Below are 26,537 nucleotides of genomic sequence, written 5' to 3'. Positions count from 1 at the left end.
TGATAACTTAATCGAACTGTTTGATCTTTAAACTCTTTACTGTAAATACGTTTTTTCATGTTTCTAAGATATTTGTTTTGTAACAAACGGTCTTAAATTTTGTGTCCGAGTAAAGGTAACAACTCCACCAAAACCATGTCCTCCTTTTTCATACAAATGCATTTCAACTGGAACTTTAAATTTCTTAAGCGCTTGAAAGTAATTAATACTATTTTCTACTGGAACAACGGTATCATCAGTTGCATGTATAAGAAAAGTAGAAGGAATATCTTGAGTAACTTGTTGTTCGTTAGAATATTTTTTAATTAATGAAGCAGAGGGTGATTCTCCTAATAAATTATTTCGAGATCCAATATGTGTAATTTCATCGGTCATTGAAATAACCGGATAAATTAAAATTGAAAAATCAGGACGAGCACTAATACTATCTGGAACATCATATGTTTTATCATTAAAATGAGTTGATAATGTTGAAGCTAAATGTCCACCAGCTGAAAATCCCATAATTCCAACTTTATTAATATCAATATTCCATTTTTTTGCATTACGCCTTACAAATCGAATAGCTTCCTGTGCATCTTGTAAAGGCCCAATAGTTTTATCTTTCATTATACTATCACTTGGCAATCTATATTTTAACACAAATACAGATACTCCTAACGTATTTAGCCACTTAGCAACCTCAAAACCCTCTTTATCCATAGCTAAATGATAATAACCACCTCCTGGACAAATAACAACAGCTGTTTCATTAGATTTATCTTTTTCAGGTAAAAAAATGGAAAGTGTTGGTGTTGTTACCTTACTTGTACGATAAAATTTATCTTCTTTAATAACTTTCGTTTCTTTATAATTGTCGTTATTTATTGACCCTGGAATATTTTCTGACCATAATGAAATGACCTCTTGCTGCGCGTATATAAAACCACTCAATCCCAAATAAAAGGTTATAAAAAAAAGAAGTGAATACTTATTATAGGTTTTCATATTTTATTTTTTTATTAGAATTATTTCTTCTTTTATTTGGATATCTAACAATTCTATTTGCTGTACCACTAATTTAGCTATTTCTCTTGCTCCTTTTACAGAAAGATGCGTATCATCTATTTTACCTTCTGGAAAATACGAATTTTCTCCCGGTTTAAAATGTAAATGAAGTTCTTTTGATTTTTCAACACCATAAGATTCTTCCAGTTTTTCGGTAAGATATTGAAGATCAATAAAAATAACATCTAGTTCTTGAGCAACTAATTTTGTTTCTAAAGGATATTCTCCATGCGTATCTATAAGTACCCCTTGTTCATTAAAATTTCTTCTTACAATTGATGAGAATAAAATAGGAATTGCTCCTTTGTCTCGTGTTTCTTTCACAAACCTTATTAAATTATTTCTATAAGCTGTATGTGGATTGGTATAGCGTTTTGGATCTTTTTCTTTTTGGTCATTATGTCCAAATTGAATAAAAACATAATCTCCTTTTTTTAGTTTGTTATAAACAGAATCCCATCTTTTCTCATTAATAAAACTTCGAGTACTTCTACCATTAACTGCTCTATTATCAATTTTAATATTATCATTGAAAAATTGTGGCAACATTTGAGCCCAACCACGCTCAGGATTTTCTTCAGGATTGGGTTTGTTTGCCATTGTAGAATCTCCAATTGTGTAAACTGTTGTTTTTTGTGCTAAACAATTTACAGTTAATAATAACAGAATTATAAATTTTAATTTCATATTTCAATTATTTAAAATTTGCGTACCATTTATAATCTATATCAACAGTTTTTGATCCTAAAATATTTTCAATAGTATATTTTTTAGCCTTTCTATTTTTAAGTTGATGCGACCAAGAAACTCTTTCTTTTGGTTTAAATCCTTCTCCAAAACATTTATATTCAGCATAAAAAGCTGTTTTTTCAGCTTCAGGTTTAGACCAATTATGCCAGCCGTCAGACTTAATATGATTTCCCATTTCACAATTTATAAAAACTGTTTTAGCATAAATTCTCCAAGGTCTTCCTAAATAAACTTTAGTTACATCTTCATTAGCAGTAAGTTTACAATTTTTGAATACAAAACCATATTTAGCTCCTTTTGGAGTAGATGCAGCTGTTATGTATGAATTCTTTTTACTGTGAATTGTGCAGTTTTCAAATAATACTGTTGCTTTACCAAAAATAAAATCGGTGGTTCCTTCAATATAACAATTTTTAAAATAGTGTCTATTGCCGTCTCCTGAAGTATATAATGTATCTTGATTTCCTAAAATATTACAGTTTTCAACAACAACTCTATCTGAAAAAACCGATAAAGCAACTGCCTGACCAACTTCACCAGATGTGTTTTGTATGGTTAAATTTGTAGCATAAAAATCATTGGCTTCTACCAATAAAGTATAAGTATAAAAGGTACTATTTCTACCCAAATTCATTTTCCCAAAATAATCATTGTAGGTGATTATAGTATTTTCTTTACTTTCTCCTATTAGCGAAATATTAGTATTCCATTCGGGAATCTTTATTTTTTCATAATAAATTCCATTTTTTACAAAAATTGTTACTCGTTGATACGGAAATGACTTTGTATTATTAATTGCTTCCTGAATGCTGGTATAATCACCACTACCATCTTTTGTAACAACTATATTAAATTCATTTTTTAGTTTTTTTTTTAATGTTTTAGTTTCAACCGGCTTAATTCCATATTTCTTTTTCCACTTCGGGTATTTTTTTAAAACTTCTTTTGGTTCATTTGTATACCATGCATATCCATTTCTACGTTCTGCTCCTATTTCAGCTAACGTTGCTTTTTTAATACCATCTCTATCACAGAAAAAAGGAGTATTATCATCTAACTCCATAAAACGCGCCCAAATTGGTTTCGCATCAGGATCAGGAATCATTTTTTTGTCAATTATTTTACCTTTTTCATTATAAAAACGATCTTCTCTTAATCCGGTTATCTTCACTTTTTCAAACCAAGCCACAGCACTATTTACTGCAGTAATTATTTCTTCAGACGGATTTTCAATTGACATTAATAACAAAACTATTTTAGCTGATTCTTTTCCGCTTAAAGAAGGAAGTTCATAAGCACGTGCCTTTGCCGGTAACAAAGTATTTTCATCGTGTTGTGCACACCAACTTGTTAATACTCCATTTTGCTTATACTGTGTTTTTAGTATACAATCTATACCTTTTTCAAATGCTACTTTAACACGTTCAACTGTTTCTTCTGATGGTTGTATCGAAAAATAATCTGTTTTATTTTTTATTTCTTCTAATACCCTAAGAATGTTATACATAGAGTCGTCGTTATAAGTAATATACGTATAATACCCTTTTTTTAGCGGATAAAATTGTGGCCAACCACCACTATCATATTGAGCTTCCAATATATAATCTAACCCTTTAAGAAACGCATTTTTATATCTTTCATCAGAAACTTGTCTGTACATTTTTGATAAAAAAATCATTTCTTGATATGTTGCCCTATTATCTGTTGTACACCCTTTGGTAGATTTTTTTGCAGCTAATAATTCTTGATTTTCTTTTTCAGAAAGTGGTTTTTGCATTTGAATATTTTTAGGCCAACCACCAATATCGCGTTGATAAAGCAATACATTTTCTGCAATTGCTATAGCTTCTTTTGAAGCAAACCAAGGTCCTTCTTCTTTTTCTGTAATACTTTCCCAAGATTTGTTATGAACTTGAGCATGAATAACTGAAATTGATATACTTATATATACAACAGCAATTAAAATAGTTTTAAAATAATTCATTTTTATTTATTTATTTTATTAAATCTAAACCAATCAATATCAACATTTCCCGCATCATTTATTTTTCCTTCACGAAGTGCTAAAAACCCTATTTTTGCCCCAATCCATTTACCTTCTCTAGCAGTAAAACTATTACCTATGGCATTGAATTTTTCACCATCTTCACTATACAAGAAATCACATATTGCTCCTGCTTTTACTTTTACTTGAAGATAAAAAGTATTGCTTTTCAATTGAACGGAATCGCTTTCGACTTCACCTTTATTTTTATCGGCATTTTTGCATATAACTTGAGATAAATAGAGCTTCCCTTCTCGTTGTTTCACTCTCAAATAACTATAATCTAACCCCATAATCAACAAACCTGTTTGCTCTTTATCAAAACGAGCATTGAAAGTCATTTTCGCAGTAGCTTTAAATTCTTCGGAAGGAAATTTTTGTAATAATAAATTAGGAACATCATACAAATTATCTGCTTCATCAGGCATTGAACGACAATACATTATGTAATGCCCCATATTTGTTGGGAATCCCCAATACACTTGTGAATTTGCGTGCCATTGCCATTGTAAACCAAGTTTTGGTTCATTGAATTCATCTGAATCTGGAGGAGTTACAATTGGAAATATTTTTCCAACATTCGGCTTTTTATAATTCACAACAGGTTCTCCAATTCCGTTTCCATCATCATCATTTCCTATTACGGGCCAATAGTTTACCCATTTCATAGGCTGAAGATGTACAATTCTTCCATAAGCACCTTTATCTTGAAAATGAAAAAACCAATCTTCTCCAGTTTGAGTTTGTACCCAAGCACCTTGATGTGGACCATTAATATCCGTTTTTCCTTGCTCCATTACTTTTTTCTTTTCATATGGTCCATAAATATTTTTTGACCTTAATACTGTTTGCCAACCTGTGGAAACACCACCGGCAGGAGCAAAAATGTAATAATAGCCATTGTATTTATAAAACTTAGGTCCTTCAATTGTAGGCTCATCTATATGTCCGTCAATAAGTAAAACTTCATCATTATTAACTATTGTTCCTTCTTCATTCATAGTACAAACAACAAGTAAACTTTTTATTCCGGCTCGACTTCCTGCGAAAGCATAAACCAAATAAACTTTACCATCATCATCCCATAATGGAGTTGGATCAATCAATCCTTTTCCTGCTTTCACTAAAATTGGTTCAGACCAAATACCTTTTGGATCTTTTGCTTTCACCATATAAATTCCATAATCAGGATCAGGATAATAGATATAAAATTCATTTTTATGAAATCTAATACAAGGTGCCCAAACTCCATTACCATGTTGTGGTTTATCAAAAACATCAAAAGGTGGTTGCTTTTTAAGTGCGTAATTTATCAACTCCCAATTTATCATGTCTTTTGAATGAAGAATTGGCAAACCCGGAACACAATTAAAAGAAGATGCTGTCATATAATAATCATCTCCTACCCTTATAACATCTGGGTCAGAATAATCTGCATGTAAAATAGGATTTTTATAAGTTCCATCTCCATTATCTGCAACCCAAACATTAGAATAATTATTATCGTTTTCAATTTGCCCTAACACTAATTGATTAGTGCTAAATATTAAAATAATAATTATAATTTTAAAAAATCTCATAGATTCCTATAGTTATAAAAAAGCTTTTTTTAACTTTCAGTTATTATCTATCTAATTCTAAAGCAGCCAAAATAAATGGCCCTGTCGCTTTAGGATCGTTATCTTTTTTTCTTTCATTTACATAATATTCATATGAACCATCTCTGTATGGATTTCCACCTAAACCTGCTACTGCACAAGCTTGGGTAATCGTTATTTCACCATCATCTGCTACTTTTATTAAATCTCTGGTTAAACCGTCAAATGCTTTATTTGCAATAGCTTTAAATTCAATAGGCAAGTATCCTTTATTTACACCTTTTGCTAGTGCATAAGCAAACATTGAAGTACCTGTAGATTCTAAATAATTTCCTTCTTTACCTCCCATGTCAGTTACTTGATACCACATTCCGGATTCATCCTGATATTTTGTGAGTGCTACAGCTAGCTGATTTAAATAGCCAACTAATTCTTGTTGTTTGGGATGTTCTTTAGGAAAATAATCTAACACATCAACCAATGCCATAACATACCAACCTAAAGAACGCGACCAAAAATTAGGAGATGTGCCTGTTTCTTTATTTGCCCAATCCATTGCTTTACTTTCATCCCAGCCGTGATATAACAAACCTGTTTTACTATCTAATGCATGTTTTTGAATCAATTCAAACTGTTTTGCAACATCACCTAAATTTTTACCATCTTCAAATTCAACAGTATATCTTGTATAAAATGGCTCACCCATATACAAACCGTCTAACCACATCTGACTTGGATATCTTTTTTTATGCCAAAAACCTCCTTCACTAGTTCTTGGTTGTTCTGCTAATTGTTTTCTTAACAATTGCATTGCTTTTACATATTTTTCATCTTTTGTTGTATTATACAATTCGAAAAGAATATTTCCAGCTTCAATCATATCTATATTATAATTACTGAACTTATATGTTTTAATATTTCCTGCACTATCAATAAGTACATCTGCATATTCTTTGATATAGTTATAATACTTTTGATGATGCGTTTTTTTATATAACTTTTCAAATGAAGTTAAAACTAATCCGTGTACATAATCCCACTTTGGTTTTGTTTTTCCATCAATTTGATATGCTTCCGGATTGCGTTTCATTATAGATAACGCCATTCTTTCAGACCATTTTAAAGTATCTGAAATAACCATTTCTTTTATTTCAACAACATCATCTTTATTTTCAGTTTTAACCTGTTTACAGCTTACAATTGCAACAAATACAATAATAAATCCAATTGAAATCTTATATAAACCTTTTAATTTATCACTTACCATATTATTGATTTTTTATTTTTTTTTGATATTTTTTAATAACAAGGTACTTTAATTCGGTATCTCCGGCATTAGAAATTCCATGCATAACCATTGACGGACAATATAAACTAGTATAAGCACCAACAGTAGTAGTTTTTCCATCTAAAAAGAAAGTTGCTGTTCCTTCTAAAACAAAAAAGAACTCGTCTTCAATATGCTTATGCGGTGCGTGTGTTGATTTATGTGGTGCAACCACACTCATTTTAAGGGTACGTCCATCAATAAAATCTTTATCGGCAAACCAATATTGATAACCAACTTTAGTTTTAACCGTATCTGCTATATTAAACTGATTTACACAGTTTTCAATTGTATATTTTTTTACAGAATCATTGGTAGCTTCTTCTTGAGCTGATATAGATTGGAATGAAACTATAAACAAACACATTAAAAAAATATTTTTAAGTTTAAAATCAGTCATTATCTTTATTTTAATGTATTCTTAGCATTTAATTCATTTAACAGTCCGTCTAAATAAGATAAAAACTCTGCTTCAGTTTTTATGCCGTTTTTCTCCTGTTCCCAAGCTCCTAAAAAGTAGAACGATATTTCGGCTGTTGTAGGTTTAAATACTAAAAGATAGTCGTGCTCCCACTCAGTTATTTCTTTAACTGTTTCAACTTCATAAAAAATTGCCATCCCTAATTTATCCGGAACCAAAGTTTGTTCTCCATAAGTTGCTACATACCCCCATTTTTTATTTTCACTTTCTTTAGTAAAATAATTAACACCATGTTTTACAATTCCGGTACAAATTCCTTCAACCCCTTTTGAAGGTTTAATAGTGTGCTTGGTATAACGAACATTTGGAGTTATTGATAACACTTGATGTAAATTAATGGTATCATTTGCTGTATTCCAACCATAGTAATCTGTTATAACTGTTGATTTGTCATATGCATTTTCAACTTTAGCAATTGTAGAATCAACTTTATTAAAATGCAATACTTCTTTGTTTATATATCGGCCAATAGAACCTATTCCTAAACCTTTTCCTGCCTTTAAAATATCCTGTCCCCAATCATTTTTTTCATGGTAAGAATCAAAACCATCTTGACCAACTTTTGAAAGTACCATACTATCAGTTACTTTTCCAAAAATGTCAATACAATTTCTCCAATCCAGATACATTCTGTAAGCTATTTTATTGTTTTCCCAACCCGGTCCTTCATATCTAATAAACCAAGAATGGTCAGTATGCTCAACAGGTATTTTAAGCTGTGTTATATTTTTAAAAGTTCCGCCGATATACTCTCTGCCTTCCCAATGACCACCTTCTTTAATCGATAATTCTGCATACGTTTTAGCAGTTTTGATGTTATAAGAAGTCTCAGATACAGCTGTTTCAATTTCCTCTTTCTTTTCCTGGTTTTTACAAGCAGTAAAGATTATTAATAACAAAATTGCAATGATTTTTACTATTTTCATTTTTAAAATTATAAATGGTTATATAAGATTAGCTTTCTTTAAAAATTTTATCTAAAAATTTAACGATATATTCAAGCGTATTGTTGTACCACGGATGAAACAACCAAAAAGTATGAGGCGAATTCTCAATGGTTTCAACTTGAGTATAAATATTATGTGAATTTAAAATTTTAATCATATCATCTCTTCCTGCATGAAACCTTTCATATTGACTGTTTATAAATAAAATTGGAGATGTATTTTTACTTGTGTGTGTAAGTGCCGAAGCGTTTTTCCAAATTTCAGGAATACTTTCATAACTTCCCCCCAACCATAAACCGGCTGCTTTTCCTTCTTTAGATTGAGGATGCTTAAAAGCCAAAATACCATCTATATCAATAATAGCTTGAACAGAAGATGGCATTTTATATTTACTCTTTGCATCTTCAAAAGCATGATTATTGTTAGTAGCACCAATTAGAGCCGCCATTTGCCCTCCGGATGAGCATCCTAAAATAGCCACTTTATCAGAATTAATTTTGAATTCATCAGCATTCAATTTTATAAATTGAATAGCATTTTTTACATCATAAATTCCAGCAGGATATTTAGCTTCCGGTGATAATCTATATTCAACAGTAAAACAAGCATATCCTTTTGAAGCAATACTTTGAGCTAAAGGTTTCATATGTGATTTATTCCCTGATTTCCATCCTCCTCCGTGTAATAAAACTACTGCTGGTTTTACTTCTTCAGAAGTGTTCAAATAAGCATCTAAATGAAGTTTTCTTCCTCCTATTTCTTTATAAATAATTTCCTTTTTTTCGGTTATATTTTCGAAGTTTTGAGGTTTTACAATTTCAATAAATGGATACTTTTTTATTGATTTTTTAAATGCACTATTTACTGTATAAGATGTGTCAATAGCACGACTTATTTGTGAAAAAATAAGATTTGAACACAAAAAACAAATTATAAATATTACTTTATTTATTTTCATTTAAAATTATCAATATTCAAAAACACCTATATCTGGTGCTGAACCATTAAATGGTAATCCAACATCAATCCCTTTATCAATTAAATCACTATCACTATTTAGATGAAAGAAATTAACATCCGGTAAACTTCCATCTTCTTTTCTTGAAGCCAACAGTTCACTATAATCTATACCTTTAAAATCCTCTTCAGAAGTAATAATACCATTTTGCCAACTATTATGTGTTACATCAATGGTTGTTGCATTTATACTTCCGTATGCTCCTAATGCGCTACTATTTTTTATTGTTAATTTTTCAAGCGGATTGGTACTGCTAAATGAGTAATTTTTTCCGTTATCATAAGCAGCACAATTATATAAAACGACAATACCTCTATTACTGTTATGATCAAAACCATCATAAACATTTCCAACAGCTATACAGTTTTTATAAGTTGCATTGTGTTTTAACAACTTATCATCACTTCCCCCTGTTTTAAAACCGTTTCCATCTCCATTTCCTTTTGTTCCATCTTTTAAATATCCATTTTTTACAGACCAACAATTTTCATAAGTAGTTGTTATATTATCAGTATTTCTTAAATAGCCATCCCAACCATCATCTAAATTTTGCCAAGCTCTGCAGCCTATAAATTTATTACCGGTACCGGCACTTAATTTACAAGCAAAACCATCAGCATTTTCAATTGAAGAGTCTGCATTAAAATAAGAATCGCAATTTAAAATTGTATTATTGGAAGCTCCATCATCTATTTGCAAACCTGTGTCAGCACATTCAGAAAAAGTACAAAACTCAATCAGATTATTATTTCCTTTAATTTGTAAACCATTGTCTCCAGCTTTGTAAATATCAATTCCTTTAATATGCCAAAAATTACCTGTTAAAACGATTCCTTGATTTGAAGAATTTTCAGACATTGAAGAGAAATCAAGTTTAACTCTTGCTCCTTCAGTTTGACCAAGTATTGTAATTTCATTTCCTTCTTCACCTGAAATACTCAATGTTATTTTACTATTCACCACATAATTTCCTCCATTTAAAAATATGGTTTCGCCTGCACTTACATTGGCTAAAGCCGACAAAAGTTCAGCAGTTGTAGAAACTGTATAATCATACGCTGTAGTAGTAAAACTTGAAATTTTGATTTCTTTTGTAGCAGTTATAACATTTTTATCAATTGCAGTAGCTGTAATTATAACAGTTCCATTTTGATACGCGGTTATTAGTCCGCTTGAAGAAATAGTCGCTATAGTTTCGTTAGATGAAGACCATACAATAGTTTTATTATTAGCATTTGTTGGTAAAACCTCAGCTGTCATTTGACCAGTAGTTCCCGAAGTAATATCTGAACCGTTAATTGTTATTGATTGAACATAAACAATTGGTTCTGGTATTATAACTTCTGAATTATCATCATCTTTAGAGCAAGAAAAAAGACTAATAATAAGTAACATATTTATTACTTTCATTTTCATTTACAGTTATATTTTATTTCTTAGTTAAATGAAATTTAATTTAGGATTTAATTAAAAGAGGTATGCAAAAAATGCATACCTCTAAAATTAAAACAACCTATGCATTAGATCTTATTATTGTCTCCAACGCGGATCTCCCACCTCATTATCAATTAATGTTTGATTTGTAATTGTAAAATCACCATTTTCAGCGTCTACAAATCCAGGATCTAAATTTGTAGCAGTTGGGTCATATCTTTTTTCACTCGGGTCTGTTAATGCCGGTGCATTAAAGTAATTGTTATTTTCAAAAACAATATCTTCATCTGTTTCGTCACGATCTGAGATAGCATCTATATCTGGAGTATCCGTAATCAAAGTATTTCTAATCTCAATTTCATTTGCATCAAACCTTACATAAACAATTCTTTTACTTGATGAATTTGAAACCATATATAGAGTACAACTTTCTAACAAAACGTTACAGGTTAATCCTGTTCCGGCAGAAGTACCAGCATTATCAATTCTAATAAAGTCTCTACTTGGAGCACAATTATCAAATGTACTCGTGGTTACATTTAAGTTCAATACATCTGAATTTCTAAAATCGATGAAATCTGCACTATTTGTAAGTATATTAGTAACTATACAATTTTCAATAGTTACAGTTTGTACAATTGCATCAAGAGTTTGACCCTTTATAAGTGATTTATCGTAGTCATGTATATTACAACCGCTTATTAATAATGAGTTGAAGTTTCCCGGTACTGCAAAGTCTACTACATCTGTTAAACCTAAATCAACATCACCTGTTAAATCCAAATCAATTAAACTAACATCATCTGCACCCGGATTTAAGGAGAAAGAAACTTTTAAAAGTGGTTTATCATAACTTCTTAAACCTCTAATTGTAATTGATTTATCCAATGATATTGTTCCTGTTTGCTCTGTATAATCACCAGGTTCCAACACTAAAATATCACCAGAAGCTGCATCAGCAATCATTTGTAATAAATCGTCAGTTGTTGTAACCAAAATTCCGGTACCAATATCTATTCCTGTTGTAAAGGTTGTTGTTCCTCTTATTTTAGTATTATTGAATAATACAGCTGTATATTCTGTTTCTCCGGTTAACCCAACTACTGTAGCTACTCCATCAATTTTTTCTTGAGCTGTAATATCATGTATAATATCACCTGGCTGAACTACAATTTGTGTAACATTACTATTAGGCACCCATCTTAATGTAGCTTCTACTGCTTTTATATCTCCAGGCTCTCCTGTTATAAAAAGCTGTTCTGTTAATGTTTGTGCTGTTGTAGTTGCCCATTTAGAATCATCTAAACCTCTGGCACTTACTGCTTTTACTCTAATTGAATATAGCGTTTCACCATCTAAAGTAACCTGAATAGGTAATTGGCTTGCAGTAACGTTTACAGTTTCAACAATAGTTGAAAACCCAGAGTCGTCACTAAATTCAACTACGTAATAATCAACGTAATCATTTACTGTCCAATTCAATTCAACTGTTACTTGATTTCTTACTCTCGCATTTAATGCTACCGGAGCAAATTCTCTTTCAATCGACAATTCTTCTATCAATTCCTCACTATCACTGCAACTGGAGAACGTTAATGTTAGGAAAATTACCACTATTCCTTTTAATATATATTTTGTTTTCATAATCATAATAGCTTATTATTTCTTATTTTTCTTGGCAAATTTCTAATAGCCATAGTCATTAACCAATTTTCCATTACTTCCATCAATAAATACTTGCCATATTGGCCAGAATTGTCGGTCATCAGGATTTACACCTGCTTTATAAAGAGAATTAATCATATCATCAAACATCGTATTCCAATCAAAAGCGGAATATTCTATACCGGGATCTTGATCTTCTCCTCTATTTAAACCATAAATCTGCAAAGTTTCATTATCATCATCATACTTATAATATAATGTTGTAGGTACATCGGTATATTCACCTGTACGATTTTGTAAGTTCAGCATTTTTGCTTTGGCTTCATCTAAATTAGCTTTTAATAAATTCCAACGAATAAGAGCTTGCTTACGTTCCATTTCTCCTGTAAATTCATACATATGTTCTTTTACTATAGCATTAAACATATCTTGCTTACTTGTTAAAGAGTTAACATAATTTTCTACCTTTTCATTATGATACTCTGACGAGAATGCTCTTCTTCTAATTTCTTTCAAATAAGATGCTGCAACAGCCGGTCCTTGTAATTCATTTGCTGCTTCAGCAGCTATAAGAAGCACTTCAGCATAGCGCATATAAATTTTATTAACACCATCATCATTGGTAGAAGTAACATAGCGTGTCATCCACTCATAACGATATTTTCCAAAATACCAAGTGTCTAATCCTACTAATTCCTGTTGAGAAACTCCGTTTACAGCTGTTCCCCATTCATAAGGAATGCATGTTATATCTCTTCGAGTATCATTTTCATCAAAATCGTAAAAAACAATAGGAAGCGGTCCGGCTATTCCACCTCTGGCTTGACCAGTATATTGGTCAACACTACGATGACGTACTGCAAAAGAAAACAATACACGACCACGACCTGCTGAAAATGGAATTTCCCACAAAGATTCTCCTCCTGAAGCTATTTTTTCTTCATTATAATTTCTCCATAAAGTTTCAAATGAAGATTCTAATTGTGCTGTCCCACTCAGAATTACATCACGACATTCATCTAATGCAATTTTATACATTTTACTAACAGAAAGATCCGGGTCATTACTTCTTCTAACTCCATCAGGATATTGTTGATAACCACTGGCAGTCATAGCCAAACGTGCTCTAAAAGCTTTTACAAAAGCTTTGTTAATTCGTTCAACACTAGTTGTGCTAGAAGTTTCGTTAGGCCATGCCACTAAAGTAGAAGCTTCTTCTAAATCTTGTATGATTTGTTTATAAATGATATCACGACTTGATTTTTCTAAATATATCGTTTCCGAATTTATTGGCTCAAAACGTGCTGGCACATCTCCCCAAGCTTTCATTAAATCTGCATAATAAATAGCTCTATAGGTTAAGGCTTCACCTAATAACTGCCCAAGTTCTGTTTCAGGTTCAGGATTACCAAAATTACGTAATCCTCGAATGCAGATATTTGCACGTTCAATACCTGAATACATCATTGCCCAAGCATTATTTTCAGAATTCATTTGAGTATTGGTAGATTTGGCATCGTAAATACAAAGTTCTCCTTGAGAGCTTCCAACATCATCAGAACTGTAATTCCATTCAGCATCGGTATTAAACCCATAAAAAGGTATAAAACGTCCTCTGTAAGAATTAGTTTGCCCCATAGGCTCTAAAATACCATCTACAGCACCTTTAGCTAACCCAACAGTTGAAAAAATAACAGATTCATCTAGCGTTGATTTCGCCGGTGCTTCTAAAAAATCATCTTCAAACTCTTGACAAGAGCTAAATAACCCTGCAATTATTATTCCTGCGATTATTATTTTATATTTCATCTTTAAATAATTATTAAATTAAAAATTTAGGTTTAACCCAAATACCACTTGTCTACTACGTGGAAATGGTGAATAATCTACTCCCGGCGTTAAAGGAGTCTTTCTTCTTGTAGAAACTTCAGGATCTAATCCTGAATAGTCTGTAATAATAAATACATTATTAGCCGTAACATAAAATCTTAGCTTAGAAATGCCATAACCTGACAATGCAGATTCCGGTAATGTATAACCCAATGTTAGTGTGTTCAATCTTAAGAAAGAGCCATCTTCCACTGCCCAATCACTGAAAACATAATTTTTCATATACGGCGACCACATTGTGGTATTTGCATTAAGACTGGCCAATGCATCAGGGTCAGTCACCAATTGTCCTGAAACCGGATCTAAATTCGTCCACCTTTTTCCATCAGCCATTATAGTACTCAAATTTCTATATTGTCCATTTTGATTAGATGTGGTAAATTCAACTTTATTTGCATTGTATACATCATTTCCTACACTCCAGTTAAAAACTGCCGACAAGTCAAAACCATACGCGTTGGCATTTATAACAAAACCTCCTGTATGTTTCGGATTTGAATCCCCAATAATAGTATTATCACCTGTAGTTATTACTCCATCACCATCAATATCTTTTAATTTCATAGTTCCAGGCATAATATCACCAACAATGTCATTATAATTTGCTCCTCCAGATTTTAGAGTATATTCTTGAGTAGTAGGATTATAATCGAAGTCTGAAACTTCATAACGCCCATCATTCAAGTACCCATACATAACACCTATTGACTTACTAACATTTACAACATAATCATCTCCAATTTGCGTAGATGCCCAGTTTGTATTTTCCCTGAAATCTTTCATAATTCCAAGTGAATTTATACGATTTTTATTGAACCCTATATTGAAAGAAAAACTCAAGCCGTAATTATCATTTTGTATAGCGATTATATTTAATGAAGCTTCGATACCTTTATTTTGAGTTTCCCCCATATTTCGGTACTGTGTTGTATAACCTGTACCCGGAACAGGGAAGTTAATTAAAAGGTCTTTTGTTAAATTTTTATAAGCTTCTAATGATCCTGTTACTCTATTGTTAAAAATATCAAAATCAAGCCCCACGTTTTGCGTAACTGTAGTTTCCCATTTCAAATCAGGATTTGCCAATGTTGTTGATGCAGCCCAATAAGTAGGAATATCATTTAAATATGTTGTAGTTTTCGATTCAAAATTTTGAACCGTTTGTCCTGAAGGAATATTATTGTTACCTGCTTCTCCATAACTTAGTCTTAATTTAAGTGCATTAATCCAAGAGCTGTTCTTTAAAAAATCTTCTTCAGAAATTTTCCAAGCTACTGCTGCTGATGGAAAATAGCCCCAACGATTATCCCCTAAAAATTTACTTGAACCATCGGCACGATACGTAGCTGTTAAAAGATAACGATCTTTATAAGCATAATTTATACGACCAAAGAAAGATAATAATTTATCATTTGGGCTGTAAAAATTATCAACCGATTGTGGTACACCTTGAGTTGTAAGATTTCTAGAAGTATCAAAGTCAAAATCCTTTGGAAAACCTTGAAGCTCAGTATATACTTCATTGTTTTTGGTAACCAGCATTTCCTCTCCAACAAGCAATTTTAAACTATGATCTTCACCAATAAGATTTTTAAAATCATAATTAATGGTATTTGCATTTCTAAATCTGTCTCTTTTTCTATCTTTTATTATTAATGAAGGTAGGCCTTGGTTTTCAGCTGCAGGTTTGTTGTTTGAATAGTAGGTTGAACGACCATAGAAACGGTAATCCAAACTATTGTAATTGTCAAATCCCAAATCGGTTTTAAAATTAAGGTTTTCCAATATTTCCCAAGAAAAACTACCTATCATATTAAAGTTCTTTCTTTTCTGTAAACGTTGACTATCATCAACAGCAACAAAAGGATTTACAAGATAACTTGAAACAGCTTCATCTGTATTATCAGTTGTTAAACCGGGAAGTGGTATTGGAGAATAACCTACGCTATGTCTAAGACGTGCATCAGTCGATGAGACTTCGTCTTGTTCATTTGTTCCACCTCCGTTAATTTCAGTATCTGAATAACGAATTGTAAATGACAAATCAACTTTATCACTCGTTTTGTTTTTTAATGATAATGAAAGGTTATCTCTTCTATAATCTGACCCAACCATTATTGTTTTTTCATCATAAAGTGAATAGTTGAAATTAAAACTTACTTTTTCAGATCCTCCACGAATTCCCAAATCATAATTTTGAACTTCACCTAACTCTCCATAAATTTGTTTTTGCCAGTTATTTCCTTTTATTCCTAAATATTGGTCATAATCTTGCCATTGACCAAAATATTTTTCGTACGATTCTAAGTCATCATCAAGTAAAGCATATTCGTATTGCCATTTAACAAAGTCTTCAGTTTTTTGAACATTAATTGTTTTTGCAATAGATTTAAACCCGTAGTATGTGTTAAAATTAACATCTATCTTACCATCCCTACCACTTTTAGTAGTTATAATAACAACTCCATTAGCACCTCTTGAACCATAAATTGCAGTTGATGATGCATCTTTCAATACAGATATATTTTCAATATCAGCTGGAGAAACATCACTCATGCTATTTACCGGAAATCCATCAACAATAATTAATGGTGAACTATCTTGAGTTAAAGATCCTCCACCACGAACCCTAATTTTGATATCTGCATCAGGAGATCCTTCTGAAGATGTAACTTGAACACCTGCCATACGTCCTGTTAAAGCTTCTGCAACATTTGAAATTGATTGCCTCTTCAAATCTTCGCCCGATATAGCAACTACTGAGCCTGTTAAATCTGACTTACGAGCTGTACCATAACCTATAACTACTACTTCATCAAGTGATTCTAAATCAGCTTTTAGTACAACATTTACTGTACTTTTACCAGATATATTGATTTCTTTGCTTTCAAAACCAACATAGCTGAATATTAAAATAGCGTTAGAATTTGAAACTTTTATTGTATACTTACCATCATAATCGGTAGTTGTACCATTTTTAGTACCCTTTTCAATGATATTTACACCTGGTAAAGATTGATTGGATGCTTCTGTAACTATCCCGCTTACTGTAACCCCATCCTGAGCTAAAATTCCGTTTCCCATGAATAAGAACAGGAGAAGGAAAAATGTATAATTACATTTTAAGCTGTTTTTAAATAAATATTTAATATTCATAATTTTGCTATTATTTTGGTTAATGATTGTACTAATTAATGATGCTTTTCATAAGTTCTCCATTTATATATGTATTTTCTAAATGCAAATCTTTTACATTTTCTAAAGAAAAAGGGGTCTTAACACTATCAATTGTGACATTATTTAAATGTATATTTTGTATAGGAGACTCGGCATAACCTTTTGCTAAAATTCCAAACTTACCTCCATTTTTAACTTTAATATTTTCTAAATTCACATTCCTCACAATAGGAATGAAATTCCCTGTTTGATTTCCATGAACATCATAAAACATATTTATTTTCAAAACAGCTTCTTTCACCTGCCCTACTTCAATATTTCTTACATAAACCCCTTCAACAACACCTCCTCTTTTAGAATTGGTTTTAATTCTTATAGCCCTATCAAGATTTGGACTATCCATACTACAATTTTCAACAAAAACATTTTTAACTCCCGCAGATATTTCACTGCCCATTACCACACCACCATGTCCATCAATCATTTTACAATTTTGTACTATAATGTTTTCACTTTTTATAGCAACCCTTCTTCCATCCTCATTTCTTCCAGATTTTATTGCAATACAGTCATCACCTGTATTAAAAGTACAATTTCGTATAATTACATTTTTTGAATATTCCGGATCACAACCGTCATTATTTGGCCCATGACTTTCAACAGTTACACCGTTAACAATAACATTAACGGATTTAATAGGATGTATAACCCAAAATGGAGCATTTACAATTTTAACTCCCTCAATCATAACATTTGAGCATTCAAATGGCTCAAAAAAGCTAGGACGCAAATAATGTCCGTCTCCAAAAACTCTTTCTTTTGGAGGAACATTCATTTCAGCTAACTTTACCAATTGCGGTCTATTAAGGCTGTCTTGTTGATTTGGCATACCTTCTTTCCACCCATAAGTGTCTTTTCCACACCAAGGCCACCAGTTTTCATTATTAGCTTGCCCATTTAAAATACCTTTACCTGTTACAGCAATGTTTTTTTTCTTATAAGCATAAATTAGAGGTGAGTAATTCATCAGTTCAGTTCCTTCAAATGAGGTATGAACTAAAGGGTAATAATCATTAGGGTTTGTACTAAATAAAATTTCTGCCCCTTCATCTAAATGAAGGTTTACATTACTTTCTAAATGTATTGGACCGGTCAGATATTTTCCTTCAGGAACTATAACAGAACCGCCACCATCATTTGCGCACTTTTCAATTGCTTTTTTAAAAGCTTGTGTATTATCAAAAATTTCATCTGATTTTGCTCCAAAATCTAAAACATTAAAAGTCTTATCAGGAAATGTTATTGTACCAACACTATCAATTACCTGATACATAATTTCCCAAGAACTATTTGTAATAGAACTAATTGAATCCTTTTTATTTTTACATGAAACAAAAATGAGCAGCACAATAAATAACAAGAAAAAACCTTTTTTGAAAGGCTTTCTTTTTTTCTTAAATCCAGTTTTAATAAAATGCATTATTTAAATTATCTTTTGATTAAATTAATGTAATCGATTACACAAATCTAATTAATTAGTGTTGAAAAACCAAATTTTATCATAATAAAATGTTAAATTTATATTTGCATAGGGTAATTTTTGAGATGCTTATAAAAAGATGTGTGTTTTTAGGTAAATTAATACCTTATTTTTTTAATTTTATATAATAAAGAACAGCTTTTTATATAAAAAGGTAATCGATAACATAAAATATATTAGGAGTAACCATTAGATTTTATACTTTTACAAATTATTACTATTATTAACAATAAATGAATGGGGGAAAAAGTTACCATCTACGATATTGCTAAAAAACTAAATATAACAGCAGCTACAGTTTCCAGAGCTTTAAATAACAATCCAAAAATAAAGGCAAGTACACGTGAATTAGTTATTGAAACAGCTGCTAAAATGAATTACAAACCAAATAAACTTGCTTTAGCACTTAAAAGTGGTAAAAGTAATAATGTAGGTGTGATTGTACCTCGTATTGACAGTAATTTTTTTGGATCAACTATTAGAGGAATTGAAGAAGTTTTGTATCCTCATGGATATCATGTTATAATTTGCCAAACACATGAGGAGGAAAAATTAGAAATTGAAAATATTAACACTCTTTTAAATGCACAAGTTGATGGTATTTTAATGTCTATTTCTAATGCAGAGATTGATAAAGATCATATTATTAACAGAGTTCTTAAAAAAAATGTACCACTTATATTTTTTGATAGAAAGAAAAACATAGATGGCGTTAGCACAGTAACTATTAATGATTTTGAAGCAGGATATAAGGTTACCAAACACTTAATAGATCAAGGGTGTAAGCGTATAGCCCATTTATCTGGTGATAAATCTATGGAAATATATAAAGATAGGTGTTTAGGATATAAGCAAGCATTACTTGATAATGGTTTTGAATTCGATAAAAATTACATTATCCAAACTAAAAGTAAAGTTGAAGAAGGCAGAAAAGCTGTAAAAAAACTATTAAAAATGAAAAATCCGCCTGACGCTATATTCTCAGCAAGTGATTTTGTTGCTTTAGGAGCAATTCAAGAACTAAAATCTAAGGGAATTAAAATTCCTGAAGAATTTTGTGTTGCCGGATTTAGTAACGAACCATTTACCAGATTTATGGAACTTTCCATAACTTCGGTAGATCAATTTCCCTTAGAAATGGGAAAAATGGCTGCTAAAGTATTTTTAGAACAGGTTAAAGACTCCGGTAAGGTTAAGATTGAAAAAAAGGTGGTTCTAACACCTAAATTACATATACGAAAATCAACTTTAAGAAAGAACAATGCGTAGAGTAATCAAATAAAAAACTGCTTTAAAGCAGTTTTTTTATTTTATAATGACACACCTCTACGCCAAGGAATAAAATCATTTTGATTTAAAAGCATCGACTTGGTTTTTATTTTACCACTTGCAACATCAATAATAAATTCGAGCATTTCTTCTGCCATTTCTTCAATCGTCTTTTCACCTTTAATAATTGCTCCAGTATCAATATCAATAATATCAGACATTTTATCTGCTAATTCCGAATTAGACGAAACTTTGATTATTGGAGCTATTGGATTTCCTGTTGGCGTTCCTAAACCCGTAGTAAATAAAACAATATTTGCGCCAGAACCAACCATTGCTGTTGTGCTTTCTACATCATTACCTGGTGTACACAATAAGTTTAAACCTGACTTAGAAACATATTCTCCATAATCTAAAACATCATTTACAGGTGATGTTCCACCTTTTTTTGCAGCCCCTGCTGATTTCATCGCATCGGTAATTAAACCGTCTTTAATATTTCCAGGTGAAGGGTTCATATCAAATCCTGAACCGGCATCAACAACTGATTTTTCAAAGGCTTTCATTAGTGTTAAAAATTTATCAGCTTTTTCTTCTTCAACACATCTATTAACAATTTCTTGTTCTACACCACATAACTCTGGAAATTCCGATAAAATCGCAGTTCCATTTAGAGCAACTAACAAATCCGAAGTATGTCCTAAAGTTGGGTTTGCCGATATTCCTGAAAAGCCATCAGAGCCACCACACTCTAAACCAATTCTAAGTTTAGATAATGGCGCAGGTTTTCTTTCTATTTTATTTGCTTTTTTTATAGCTTCAAATGAATCTTTAATTATTGCTCCCAACATTTCATCTACAGTTCCCATTTTTTGCTGTTCATAGATTAAAACAGGCTTATTGCTACTAGGATTAATTGATTTTAAAGCATCTTTAAATATCTGAATTTGTAAATTTTGGCAACCTAAACTTAACACTGTTGCTCCTGCAACGTTAGGATTATTAACATAACCTGCCAATAATTTTGCTAAACTTTCAGAATCTTGACGGATACCTCCACAGCCTCCTGAGTGCATTATAAATTTTACTTCAATATTTTCAAATACATTTGTTGAAGTATTATTGGTTTCTTCTTGTGTATTTCCTTTTTCATTATTTACTAACGAACGAAGTAAAAGTTGATGACTATTAACTTTTTGATTTAACAGCTCTTTTTCAAAAACTTCTTTTAAAATTTCAATGTTTCTGTTTTCACAAAAAACCAAAGGAAAAAATAACCAAACATTAGCAGTTCCAACTTGTCCGTCTTCTCTATGATACCCTAAAAATGTTTTATCTTTCCATTTATCGATATTTGGTGCTAACCAACCAATTGTATCCGTTTTTTTGAAAACTTTTTCACTCTCGTGCTTTACATTAGTAGTTGTTAAAACTTCTCCTTTTTTTATAATTCCGTTAGCTTTACCAACCAAAACACCATACATAATAATTCTATCTCCTGAATTAAAATTGTTTAATGCAATTTTGTGCTTCGCTTTTGTCTCAGTTATAATTTGTATTTCTTCCTTATCAAAAGACACTACTTCTCCAGCAGTTAAATTTACTAACGCAACTGCTACATTATCTAATGGATGAACTTTTATTAATTTCTTTTGCATAGAAGATGAATTTATTATTATAATTTATTGCTAAAACTAGCAAAACCGTTTTCTATACCGTTTTGTTCTATTTCTTCTAACGCTAACACAATGGCTTTTGTTAAATTTGGTATTATTGATAAATCTTGATCCCAAAAATCTTTGTTTGATAATGTTTGTTTTGCTACCAATTCTAAGTTATTGGTTGTCCAAATATTTTTAAAAGTATCAATAACAGCTTCACTATCATTTAATAAGATTTCTTTTCCATTCCAAGACCCTTTATAATACCTAATTAAACAAGCAAATGCGTATGTTAAATGTTTTGGAATTTTATTTTTGATGGAGATATATTCCAACAAACTTGGTAAAACTCTTACCTTAAATTTTGAAATTGCATTTAGCGATAAACTTGACAATAAATGTTTTATAAATGGATTTCTAAAACGGTCAAATATTTCTTCTGCGAAAGAAGTTAATTCTGCTTTATCCATTTTCAAAATATCTATAACTTCTTCAAAAATAGCCTTATAAATAAAATTTCCTGTAAAATTATCATCTACAGTTTCTTTTACTGTTTCATTTCCGTATAAATATGAAAGTGCAAAAATTGAGGTATGTGCTCCATTTAATATACGAACCTTTCTTGTTCTATAAGGCTGCATATCATTTACAATTTTCACGTCTAAATCAGTTTTATGAAAAGGTAATTTTTCTTTTAAAACTTCATCACCTTCAATAACCCATAAGAAAAACTTTTCAGCACTAACAATTAAATTATCTTCATAATTTAATTGACTATTATATTCTTCTATTTGATCTTTTGGGTAGCCAGGCACAATTCTATCGACTAATGTATTGTGAAAAGTACTATAATTTATAAGCCACGTTTTAAATCCTTCTTCCAGCTTCCAATCATCAATATATTTTAAAATAATTTCTTTTAAAGTATCTGAATTGTAATTGATAAGTTCGCATGGTATAATAGTAAGACCCTTAGTAATATCACCTTTAAAATGCTTATACCTCTCATACAAAAGCACTGTTAATTTAGCAGGAAATGAACTTGGAGGTTGCATTTCAGCAGTATCCGAACCTACAAAAGCAATACCTGCTTCGGTAGTGTTAGAAATGATAAATTCAAGATTTTCTTCTTTTGCAAGATTTAAATACTCATTAAAATCTGTATAAGGGTTTACACCTTTTTCAATGTTTGATATCAATTCTTTTTCTTGAACTTCTTTTCCTTTAACTATACCTTTCATAAATAAAGTATACAACCCTTCTTGTTCATTAAGCATATTCACCAATCCTCTATCAATTGGTTGTACAACTGCCACTCCAGCATTAAAATTAACTGTATTGTTTAATTTTTGTATTGCGTAATCTACAAAAGCTCTTAAAAAATTTCCTTCTCCAAATTGTACTATTTTAATTGGAAGTTTATTTTCTAATCCAGTATTTTTTCTATTTAATTTTTTCATTTTCTATATAAATATATAAGGCTTTTATTTGAAAAACATATCAATCCCTTTGGGCACTAACCCATTGAACTAGGAAGTAATTTTTAAAAACCTTGAACTTATTATTCTGTTATAGGTTTTAAATTTTCATCAAGCGGTGTCATTTTTGGCATTAATAAATGAACAAGACCAAGTATTATAAGATAAATTGAACCTGCAAATAGAAATGCCCAAAAATACCCACTATTACCTGCTTGATCTAATACCGAACCTAAAGCAGCATCTGCAACAATACCTGCTACTGCTCCAATCATTCCTCCAATTCCTACAACCGAAGCTGTTGCTTTTCTTGGAAAAACATCAGAAACTAATGTAAATATATTAGCAGACCACGCTTGATGTCCTGCCGCTCCTAAACCTATAAGAAAAATGGCAATCCATTTACTTTCTGTAATAGCTACAAAGCTTACAGGTAGTATAATTAAGGCACAAATTAAAAGCGTAATTTTCCGAGCTTTATTTACACTCCATCCTTTTCTGATAAATACTCCCGATAGATAACCTCCTAAAATACTTCCCCCATCAGCTAAAATATATATAACAAAAAATGGAAGTGCTATATTTTTAATATCAACATTAAAAGTTACTGCCAAAAATTTTGCTCCCCAGAAAAGATAAAACCACCAAACAGCATCTGTTACTTTAGCCAAAGCAAAAGCCCAAGTTTGACGCTTATTAAATACGCTTGACCATGGTAATTTTTCTTCATTTTCTGTCTCAGAATCACTTTGTATGTAGGCTAATTCTTCTTTTGAAACTTTTGGATGAACTGCAGGTTTTTTATACATACGAAACCATAAAAATACCCAAATAGCACTAAGAGCTCCTGTAATTAAAAATGGAATTTGCCAATTTTTGCCGTCTTTATGTACTATCCAACCAACTACAAATGGTGCTGCAATTGCTCCTATACTTGTTGCTGCATTAAAAAGTCCGGTTGCAAATGCACGGTCTTTTTTAGGAAACCATTCAGCAGTTGTTTTAATTGCTGCCGGAAAATTTCCTGATTCTCCAAAACCTAATCCAAATCGTGCGGCCGCAAATCCTATAACACTAAATCCCGGACGAACCAATGCGTGTAACATTCCAAAAACACTCCAAATACCTATTGATAAAGTATATCCTTTTTTTGTACCTAACCGATCTATTACTCCACCCATTAAAAGCATTCCTAAAGCATAAGCTACTTTAAATGAAATCATTATAAAGGCATAGTCACTATTAGTCCAATCAAACATTTTTTCAAGGGTTGGAGCTAACACTCCAATAATACTTCTATCAAAATAGTTAATGGTTGTTGCAAACATTAAAAGCGCTAAAATTCTATACCGGTAGTTACCTATCTTCTGATTTGTTTTATTCATAATTACTAATTTATTGGCTATATGCAATTGAATGTTTAACTCACATATTGATTACCAAATGATTTTAACTGTTATTTTTACTTTCTTACTTCTTTTATAATATCTAATGCAGCTTTAACTTTTGCTGCAAGTTTTGTATAATTTTCAGATTTTAATATTTCACTTGATATTAATTGCGATCCCATTCCTACACAAGTTACACCGGCTTTAAACCAGCCGGATAAATTTTCAACTGTTGGAGAGACACCTCCCGTTGGCATTATACTTGTCCAAGGTTGAGGACCTTTTATTCCTTTTACAAATTGAGGTCCGTAAATATCTCCAGGGAATAATTTTACAATTTCACAGCCTAATTCTTCAGCTCTTGCAATTTCGTTTAAAGTTCCACAACCCGGAGACCACAACACTTTACGTCTGTTACAAGCAATTGCTATATCTTCTCTTAATACCGGAGTTACTATAAAATTTGCTCCTAAAGCCATATATAAGGATGCTGATGCTGCATCGGTAACAGAACCTACACCCATTATCATTCCCGGTAATTCTTTAATAGCGTATTTTGTTAATTCACCAAAAACTTCGTGGGCAAAATCACCACGAGATGTAAACTCCATTAAGCGAGCACCACCATCGTAGCATGCTTTTAATACTTTTTTACTTACTTCAACATCTGTATGAAAAAATAAAGGAATCATTCCGGTTTCTTTCATTACAGAAGCTACTTCTAATCTAGAATATTGTGCCATTATTATTTTTTTATCGTAAGTTTATCTTGCAACTCTACCGGAAGCATCACCTCCCATTAGTTTTTGAACTTCATCAACAGTTACTAAATTTGCATCACCTTTAATTGTATGTTTTAAACAAGATGCTGCCACTGCAAAATCTAACGCATTTTGGTCATCTTCAGGATACGTTAATAATCCATAGATTAATCCGCCCATAAAACTATCTCCTCCACCAACTCTATCAACAATATCTGTTATTTGGTATTGACGGGTTTCGTATAATTTCTTTCCATCGTACAATACACCTGCCCATGTATTATGAGAAGCGGATATAGATCCTCTTAAGGTAGTAATTACTTTTTTGGCTTTTGGGAATTTTTCCATCATTTGTTGACAAACTGATAAGAATGCTTCAGCTTTAACATCGTGTCCGTGTTTTGTAACATCCAATCCTTCAGGTTTAATTCCAAAGTGCATTTCTGCATCTTCTTCATTACCTAAAATGATATCACAATAGGATGTTAACTCTGTCATAATAGCTTCTCTATCGCCTCCGTATTTCCATAATTTTGCTCGGTAATTTAAATCGGTTGAAATAGTTATACCTAATTTACTTGCTGCTTTTACAGCTTCTAAACAAACGTCGGCTGCTCCTTGAGAAATAGCCGGAGTTATACCTGTCCAGTGAAACCATTCAGCTCCTGCAAAAACATCAGACCAATTAATCATTCCCGGTTTAATTTCTGCTATTGCGGAATACGCCCTGTCGTATACTACTTTTGAACCACGAGATACTGCTCCTGTTTCTAAAAAGTAAATTCCTAAACGATCTCCTCCCCATACTATTTTATCAATGCCTACGCCTCTTTTTCTCATTTCCATCATTGCGCACTGTCCAATATCATTTTTTGGCAAACGCGTTACAAAATCTACCAAAATTCCATAATTGGCTAACGATACCGCTACGTTTGACTCACCTCCACCGTAAACCACATCAAAATTATCTGCTTGTGAAAATCTTAAAAATCCTTGAGGTGCTAATCTTAGCATAATCTCTCCAAAGGTTACTACTTTGCCCATTGTTAATTGTATATTAAT

19 protein-coding genes are annotated in these 26,537 nt (G+C 31.5%); 1 reads left to right on the top strand and 18 read right to left on the bottom strand.

Features of this window, described 5'->3' with window-relative positions:
• Positions 1-63: 63 nt before the first annotated feature.
• The 13 genes from HGB55_RS11015 to HGB55_RS10955 form a co-directional block, all read right to left on the bottom strand.
• Positions 64-987, bottom strand: coding sequence for an alpha/beta hydrolase (locus HGB55_RS11015; RefSeq protein WP_168816953.1), 924 nt, complete (start codon positions 985-987; stop codon positions 64-66).
• A gap of 3 nt (positions 988-990) precedes the next feature.
• Complete coding sequence (locus HGB55_RS11010) at positions 991-1,734, bottom strand: rhamnogalacturonan acetylesterase (protein ID WP_168816952.1); 744 nt, start codon at positions 1,732-1,734, stop codon at positions 991-993.
• A 7-nt stretch (positions 1,735-1,741) separates the two neighbouring features.
• Complete coding sequence (gene pelA / locus HGB55_RS11005; RefSeq protein ID WP_168816951.1) at positions 1,742-3,781, bottom strand: pectate lyase; 2,040 nt, start codon at positions 3,779-3,781, stop codon at positions 1,742-1,744.
• Positions 3,782-3,783: 2 nt separating this feature from the next.
• Positions 3,784-5,421 carry a glycoside hydrolase 43 family protein gene (locus HGB55_RS11000; RefSeq protein ID WP_168816950.1) on the bottom strand — a complete coding sequence of 546 codons (1,638 nt, stop codon included), beginning with the start codon at positions 5,419-5,421 and terminating at the stop codon, positions 3,784-3,786.
• Between the two features lie 43 nt (positions 5,422-5,464).
• Positions 5,465-6,706 (bottom strand): glycoside hydrolase family 105 protein, encoded by a 1,242-nt coding sequence (locus HGB55_RS10995; protein ID WP_168816949.1) that lies wholly within the window; start codon positions 6,704-6,706, stop codon positions 5,465-5,467.
• Position 6,707: 1 nt separating this feature from the next.
• Positions 6,708-7,166 carry a cupin domain-containing protein gene (locus HGB55_RS10990; protein WP_247649207.1) on the bottom strand — a complete coding sequence of 153 codons (459 nt, stop codon included), beginning with the start codon at positions 7,164-7,166 and terminating at the stop codon, positions 6,708-6,710.
• A 5-nt stretch (positions 7,167-7,171) separates the two neighbouring features.
• A complete protein-coding gene (locus HGB55_RS10985; protein ID WP_168816948.1) occupies positions 7,172-8,173 on the bottom strand; it encodes a DUF4861 family protein in 1,002 nt (333 codons plus the stop codon).
• 28 nt (positions 8,174-8,201) lie between these two features.
• Positions 8,202-9,152, bottom strand: a complete 951-nt coding sequence (locus tag HGB55_RS10980; RefSeq protein WP_168816947.1) for an alpha/beta hydrolase — start codon at positions 9,150-9,152, stop codon at positions 8,202-8,204.
• Positions 9,153-9,161: 9 nt separating this feature from the next.
• Positions 9,162-10,628 (bottom strand): Ig-like domain-containing protein, encoded by a 1,467-nt coding sequence (locus HGB55_RS10975; protein WP_168816946.1) that lies wholly within the window; start codon positions 10,626-10,628, stop codon positions 9,162-9,164.
• 114 nt (positions 10,629-10,742) lie between these two features.
• The gene (locus HGB55_RS10970) at positions 10,743-12,290 is read right to left on the bottom strand and encodes a DUF5123 domain-containing protein (RefSeq protein WP_168816945.1); all 1,548 of its coding nucleotides are present in this window, start codon (positions 12,288-12,290) and stop codon (positions 10,743-10,745) included.
• 42 nt (positions 12,291-12,332) lie between these two features.
• Positions 12,333-14,120, bottom strand: a complete 1,788-nt coding sequence (locus tag HGB55_RS10965) for a RagB/SusD family nutrient uptake outer membrane protein (protein ID WP_168816944.1) — start codon at positions 14,118-14,120, stop codon at positions 12,333-12,335.
• Between the two features lie 18 nt (positions 14,121-14,138).
• A complete protein-coding gene (locus tag HGB55_RS10960) occupies positions 14,139-17,285 on the bottom strand; it encodes a TonB-dependent receptor (RefSeq protein ID WP_247649206.1) in 3,147 nt (1,048 codons plus the stop codon).
• Between the two features lie 103 nt (positions 17,286-17,388).
• Positions 17,389-18,858 (bottom strand): glycoside hydrolase family 28 protein, encoded by a 1,470-nt coding sequence (locus tag HGB55_RS10955; RefSeq protein WP_168816942.1) that lies wholly within the window; start codon positions 18,856-18,858, stop codon positions 17,389-17,391.
• 297 nt (positions 18,859-19,155) lie between these two features.
• Here HGB55_RS10955 and HGB55_RS10950 point away from each other — a divergent pair, with 297 nt between their 5' ends.
• The gene (locus tag HGB55_RS10950) at positions 19,156-20,187 is read left to right on the top strand and encodes a LacI family DNA-binding transcriptional regulator (protein ID WP_168816941.1); all 1,032 of its coding nucleotides are present in this window, start codon (positions 19,156-19,158) and stop codon (positions 20,185-20,187) included.
• Between the two features lie 41 nt (positions 20,188-20,228).
• Here HGB55_RS10950 and HGB55_RS10945 read toward each other — a convergent pair whose 3' ends face one another.
• The 5 genes from HGB55_RS10945 to HGB55_RS10925 all read right to left on the bottom strand — a co-directional run bounded on the left by HGB55_RS10945 (position 20,229) and on the right by HGB55_RS10925 (position 26,519).
• Positions 20,229-21,845, bottom strand: a complete 1,617-nt coding sequence (locus HGB55_RS10945) for a UxaA family hydrolase (protein WP_168816940.1) — start codon at positions 21,843-21,845, stop codon at positions 20,229-20,231.
• Positions 21,846-21,862: 17 nt separating this feature from the next.
• A complete protein-coding gene (locus HGB55_RS10940; protein ID WP_168816939.1) occupies positions 21,863-23,308 on the bottom strand; it encodes a tagaturonate reductase in 1,446 nt (481 codons plus the stop codon).
• A 101-nt stretch (positions 23,309-23,409) separates the two neighbouring features.
• Positions 23,410-24,711 (bottom strand): MFS transporter, encoded by a 1,302-nt coding sequence (locus HGB55_RS10935; RefSeq protein WP_168816938.1) that lies wholly within the window; start codon positions 24,709-24,711, stop codon positions 23,410-23,412.
• Positions 24,712-24,788: 77 nt separating this feature from the next.
• Positions 24,789-25,457: a bifunctional 4-hydroxy-2-oxoglutarate aldolase/2-dehydro-3-deoxy-phosphogluconate aldolase gene (locus HGB55_RS10930; protein WP_168816937.1), complete on the bottom strand. Its 669-nt coding sequence runs from the start codon at positions 25,455-25,457 to the stop codon at positions 24,789-24,791.
• A gap of 21 nt (positions 25,458-25,478) precedes the next feature.
• Entirely contained in the window at positions 25,479-26,519 is a 1,041-nt protein-coding gene (locus tag HGB55_RS10925) for a sugar kinase (RefSeq protein WP_168816936.1), read from the bottom strand.
• Positions 26,520-26,537 lie beyond the last annotated feature (18 nt).

Origin of the sequence: Lutibacter sp. B1 (assembly GCF_012524075.1) — a bacterium.
In the GTDB taxonomy this organism is placed as follows: Bacteria; Bacteroidota; Bacteroidia; order Flavobacteriales; family Flavobacteriaceae; genus Lutibacter.
This window is presented reverse-complemented; position numbering and strand designations above follow the sequence as displayed.

Excerpts from the sequence above, each read along its gene's own strand:
- HGB55_RS10970 (WP_168816945.1), bottom strand. The coding sequence starts at position 12,290 with ATGAAAACAAAATATATATTAAAAGGAATAGTGGTAATTTTCCTAACA.
- HGB55_RS10985 (WP_168816948.1), bottom strand. The coding sequence starts at position 8,173 with ATGAAAATAGTAAAAATCATTGCAATTTTGTTATTAATAATCTTTACT.
- HGB55_RS11010 (WP_168816952.1), bottom strand. The coding sequence starts at position 1,734 with ATGAAATTAAAATTTATAATTCTGTTATTATTAACTGTAAATTGTTTA.
- HGB55_RS11015 (WP_168816953.1), bottom strand. The coding sequence starts at position 987 with ATGAAAACCTATAATAAGTATTCACTTCTTTTTTTTATAACCTTTTAT.
- HGB55_RS10955 (WP_168816942.1), bottom strand. The coding sequence starts at position 18,858 with ATGCATTTTATTAAAACTGGATTTAAGAAAAAAAGAAAGCCTTTCAAA.
- HGB55_RS10940 (WP_168816939.1), bottom strand. The coding sequence starts at position 23,308 with ATGAAAAAATTAAATAGAAAAAATACTGGATTAGAAAATAAACTTCCA.
- pelA (WP_168816951.1), bottom strand. The coding sequence starts at position 3,781 with ATGAATTATTTTAAAACTATTTTAATTGCTGTTGTATATATAAGTATA.
- HGB55_RS10990 (WP_247649207.1), bottom strand. The coding sequence starts at position 7,166 with ATGACTGATTTTAAACTTAAAAATATTTTTTTAATGTGTTTGTTTATA.
- HGB55_RS10960 (WP_247649206.1), bottom strand. The coding sequence starts at position 17,285 with ATGGGAAACGGAATTTTAGCTCAGGATGGGGTTACAGTAAGCGGGATA.
- HGB55_RS10980 (WP_168816947.1), bottom strand. The coding sequence starts at position 9,152 with ATGAAAATAAATAAAGTAATATTTATAATTTGTTTTTTGTGTTCAAAT.
- HGB55_RS10965 (WP_168816944.1), bottom strand. The coding sequence starts at position 14,120 with ATGAAATATAAAATAATAATCGCAGGAATAATAATTGCAGGGTTATTT.
- HGB55_RS10950 (WP_168816941.1), top strand. The coding sequence starts at position 19,156 with ATGGGGGAAAAAGTTACCATCTACGATATTGCTAAAAAACTAAATATA.
- HGB55_RS10995 (WP_168816949.1), bottom strand. The coding sequence starts at position 6,706 with ATGGTAAGTGATAAATTAAAAGGTTTATATAAGATTTCAATTGGATTT.
- HGB55_RS10935 (WP_168816938.1), bottom strand. The coding sequence starts at position 24,711 with ATGAATAAAACAAATCAGAAGATAGGTAACTACCGGTATAGAATTTTA.
- HGB55_RS10930 (WP_168816937.1), bottom strand. The coding sequence starts at position 25,457 with ATGGCACAATATTCTAGATTAGAAGTAGCTTCTGTAATGAAAGAAACC.
- HGB55_RS10945 (WP_168816940.1), bottom strand. The coding sequence starts at position 21,845 with ATGCAAAAGAAATTAATAAAAGTTCATCCATTAGATAATGTAGCAGTT.
- HGB55_RS11000 (WP_168816950.1), bottom strand. The coding sequence starts at position 5,421 with ATGAGATTTTTTAAAATTATAATTATTATTTTAATATTTAGCACTAAT.
- HGB55_RS10975 (WP_168816946.1), bottom strand. The coding sequence starts at position 10,628 with ATGAAAATGAAAGTAATAAATATGTTACTTATTATTAGTCTTTTTTCT.
- HGB55_RS10925 (WP_168816936.1), bottom strand. The coding sequence starts at position 26,519 with ATGGGCAAAGTAGTAACCTTTGGAGAGATTATGCTAAGATTAGCACCT.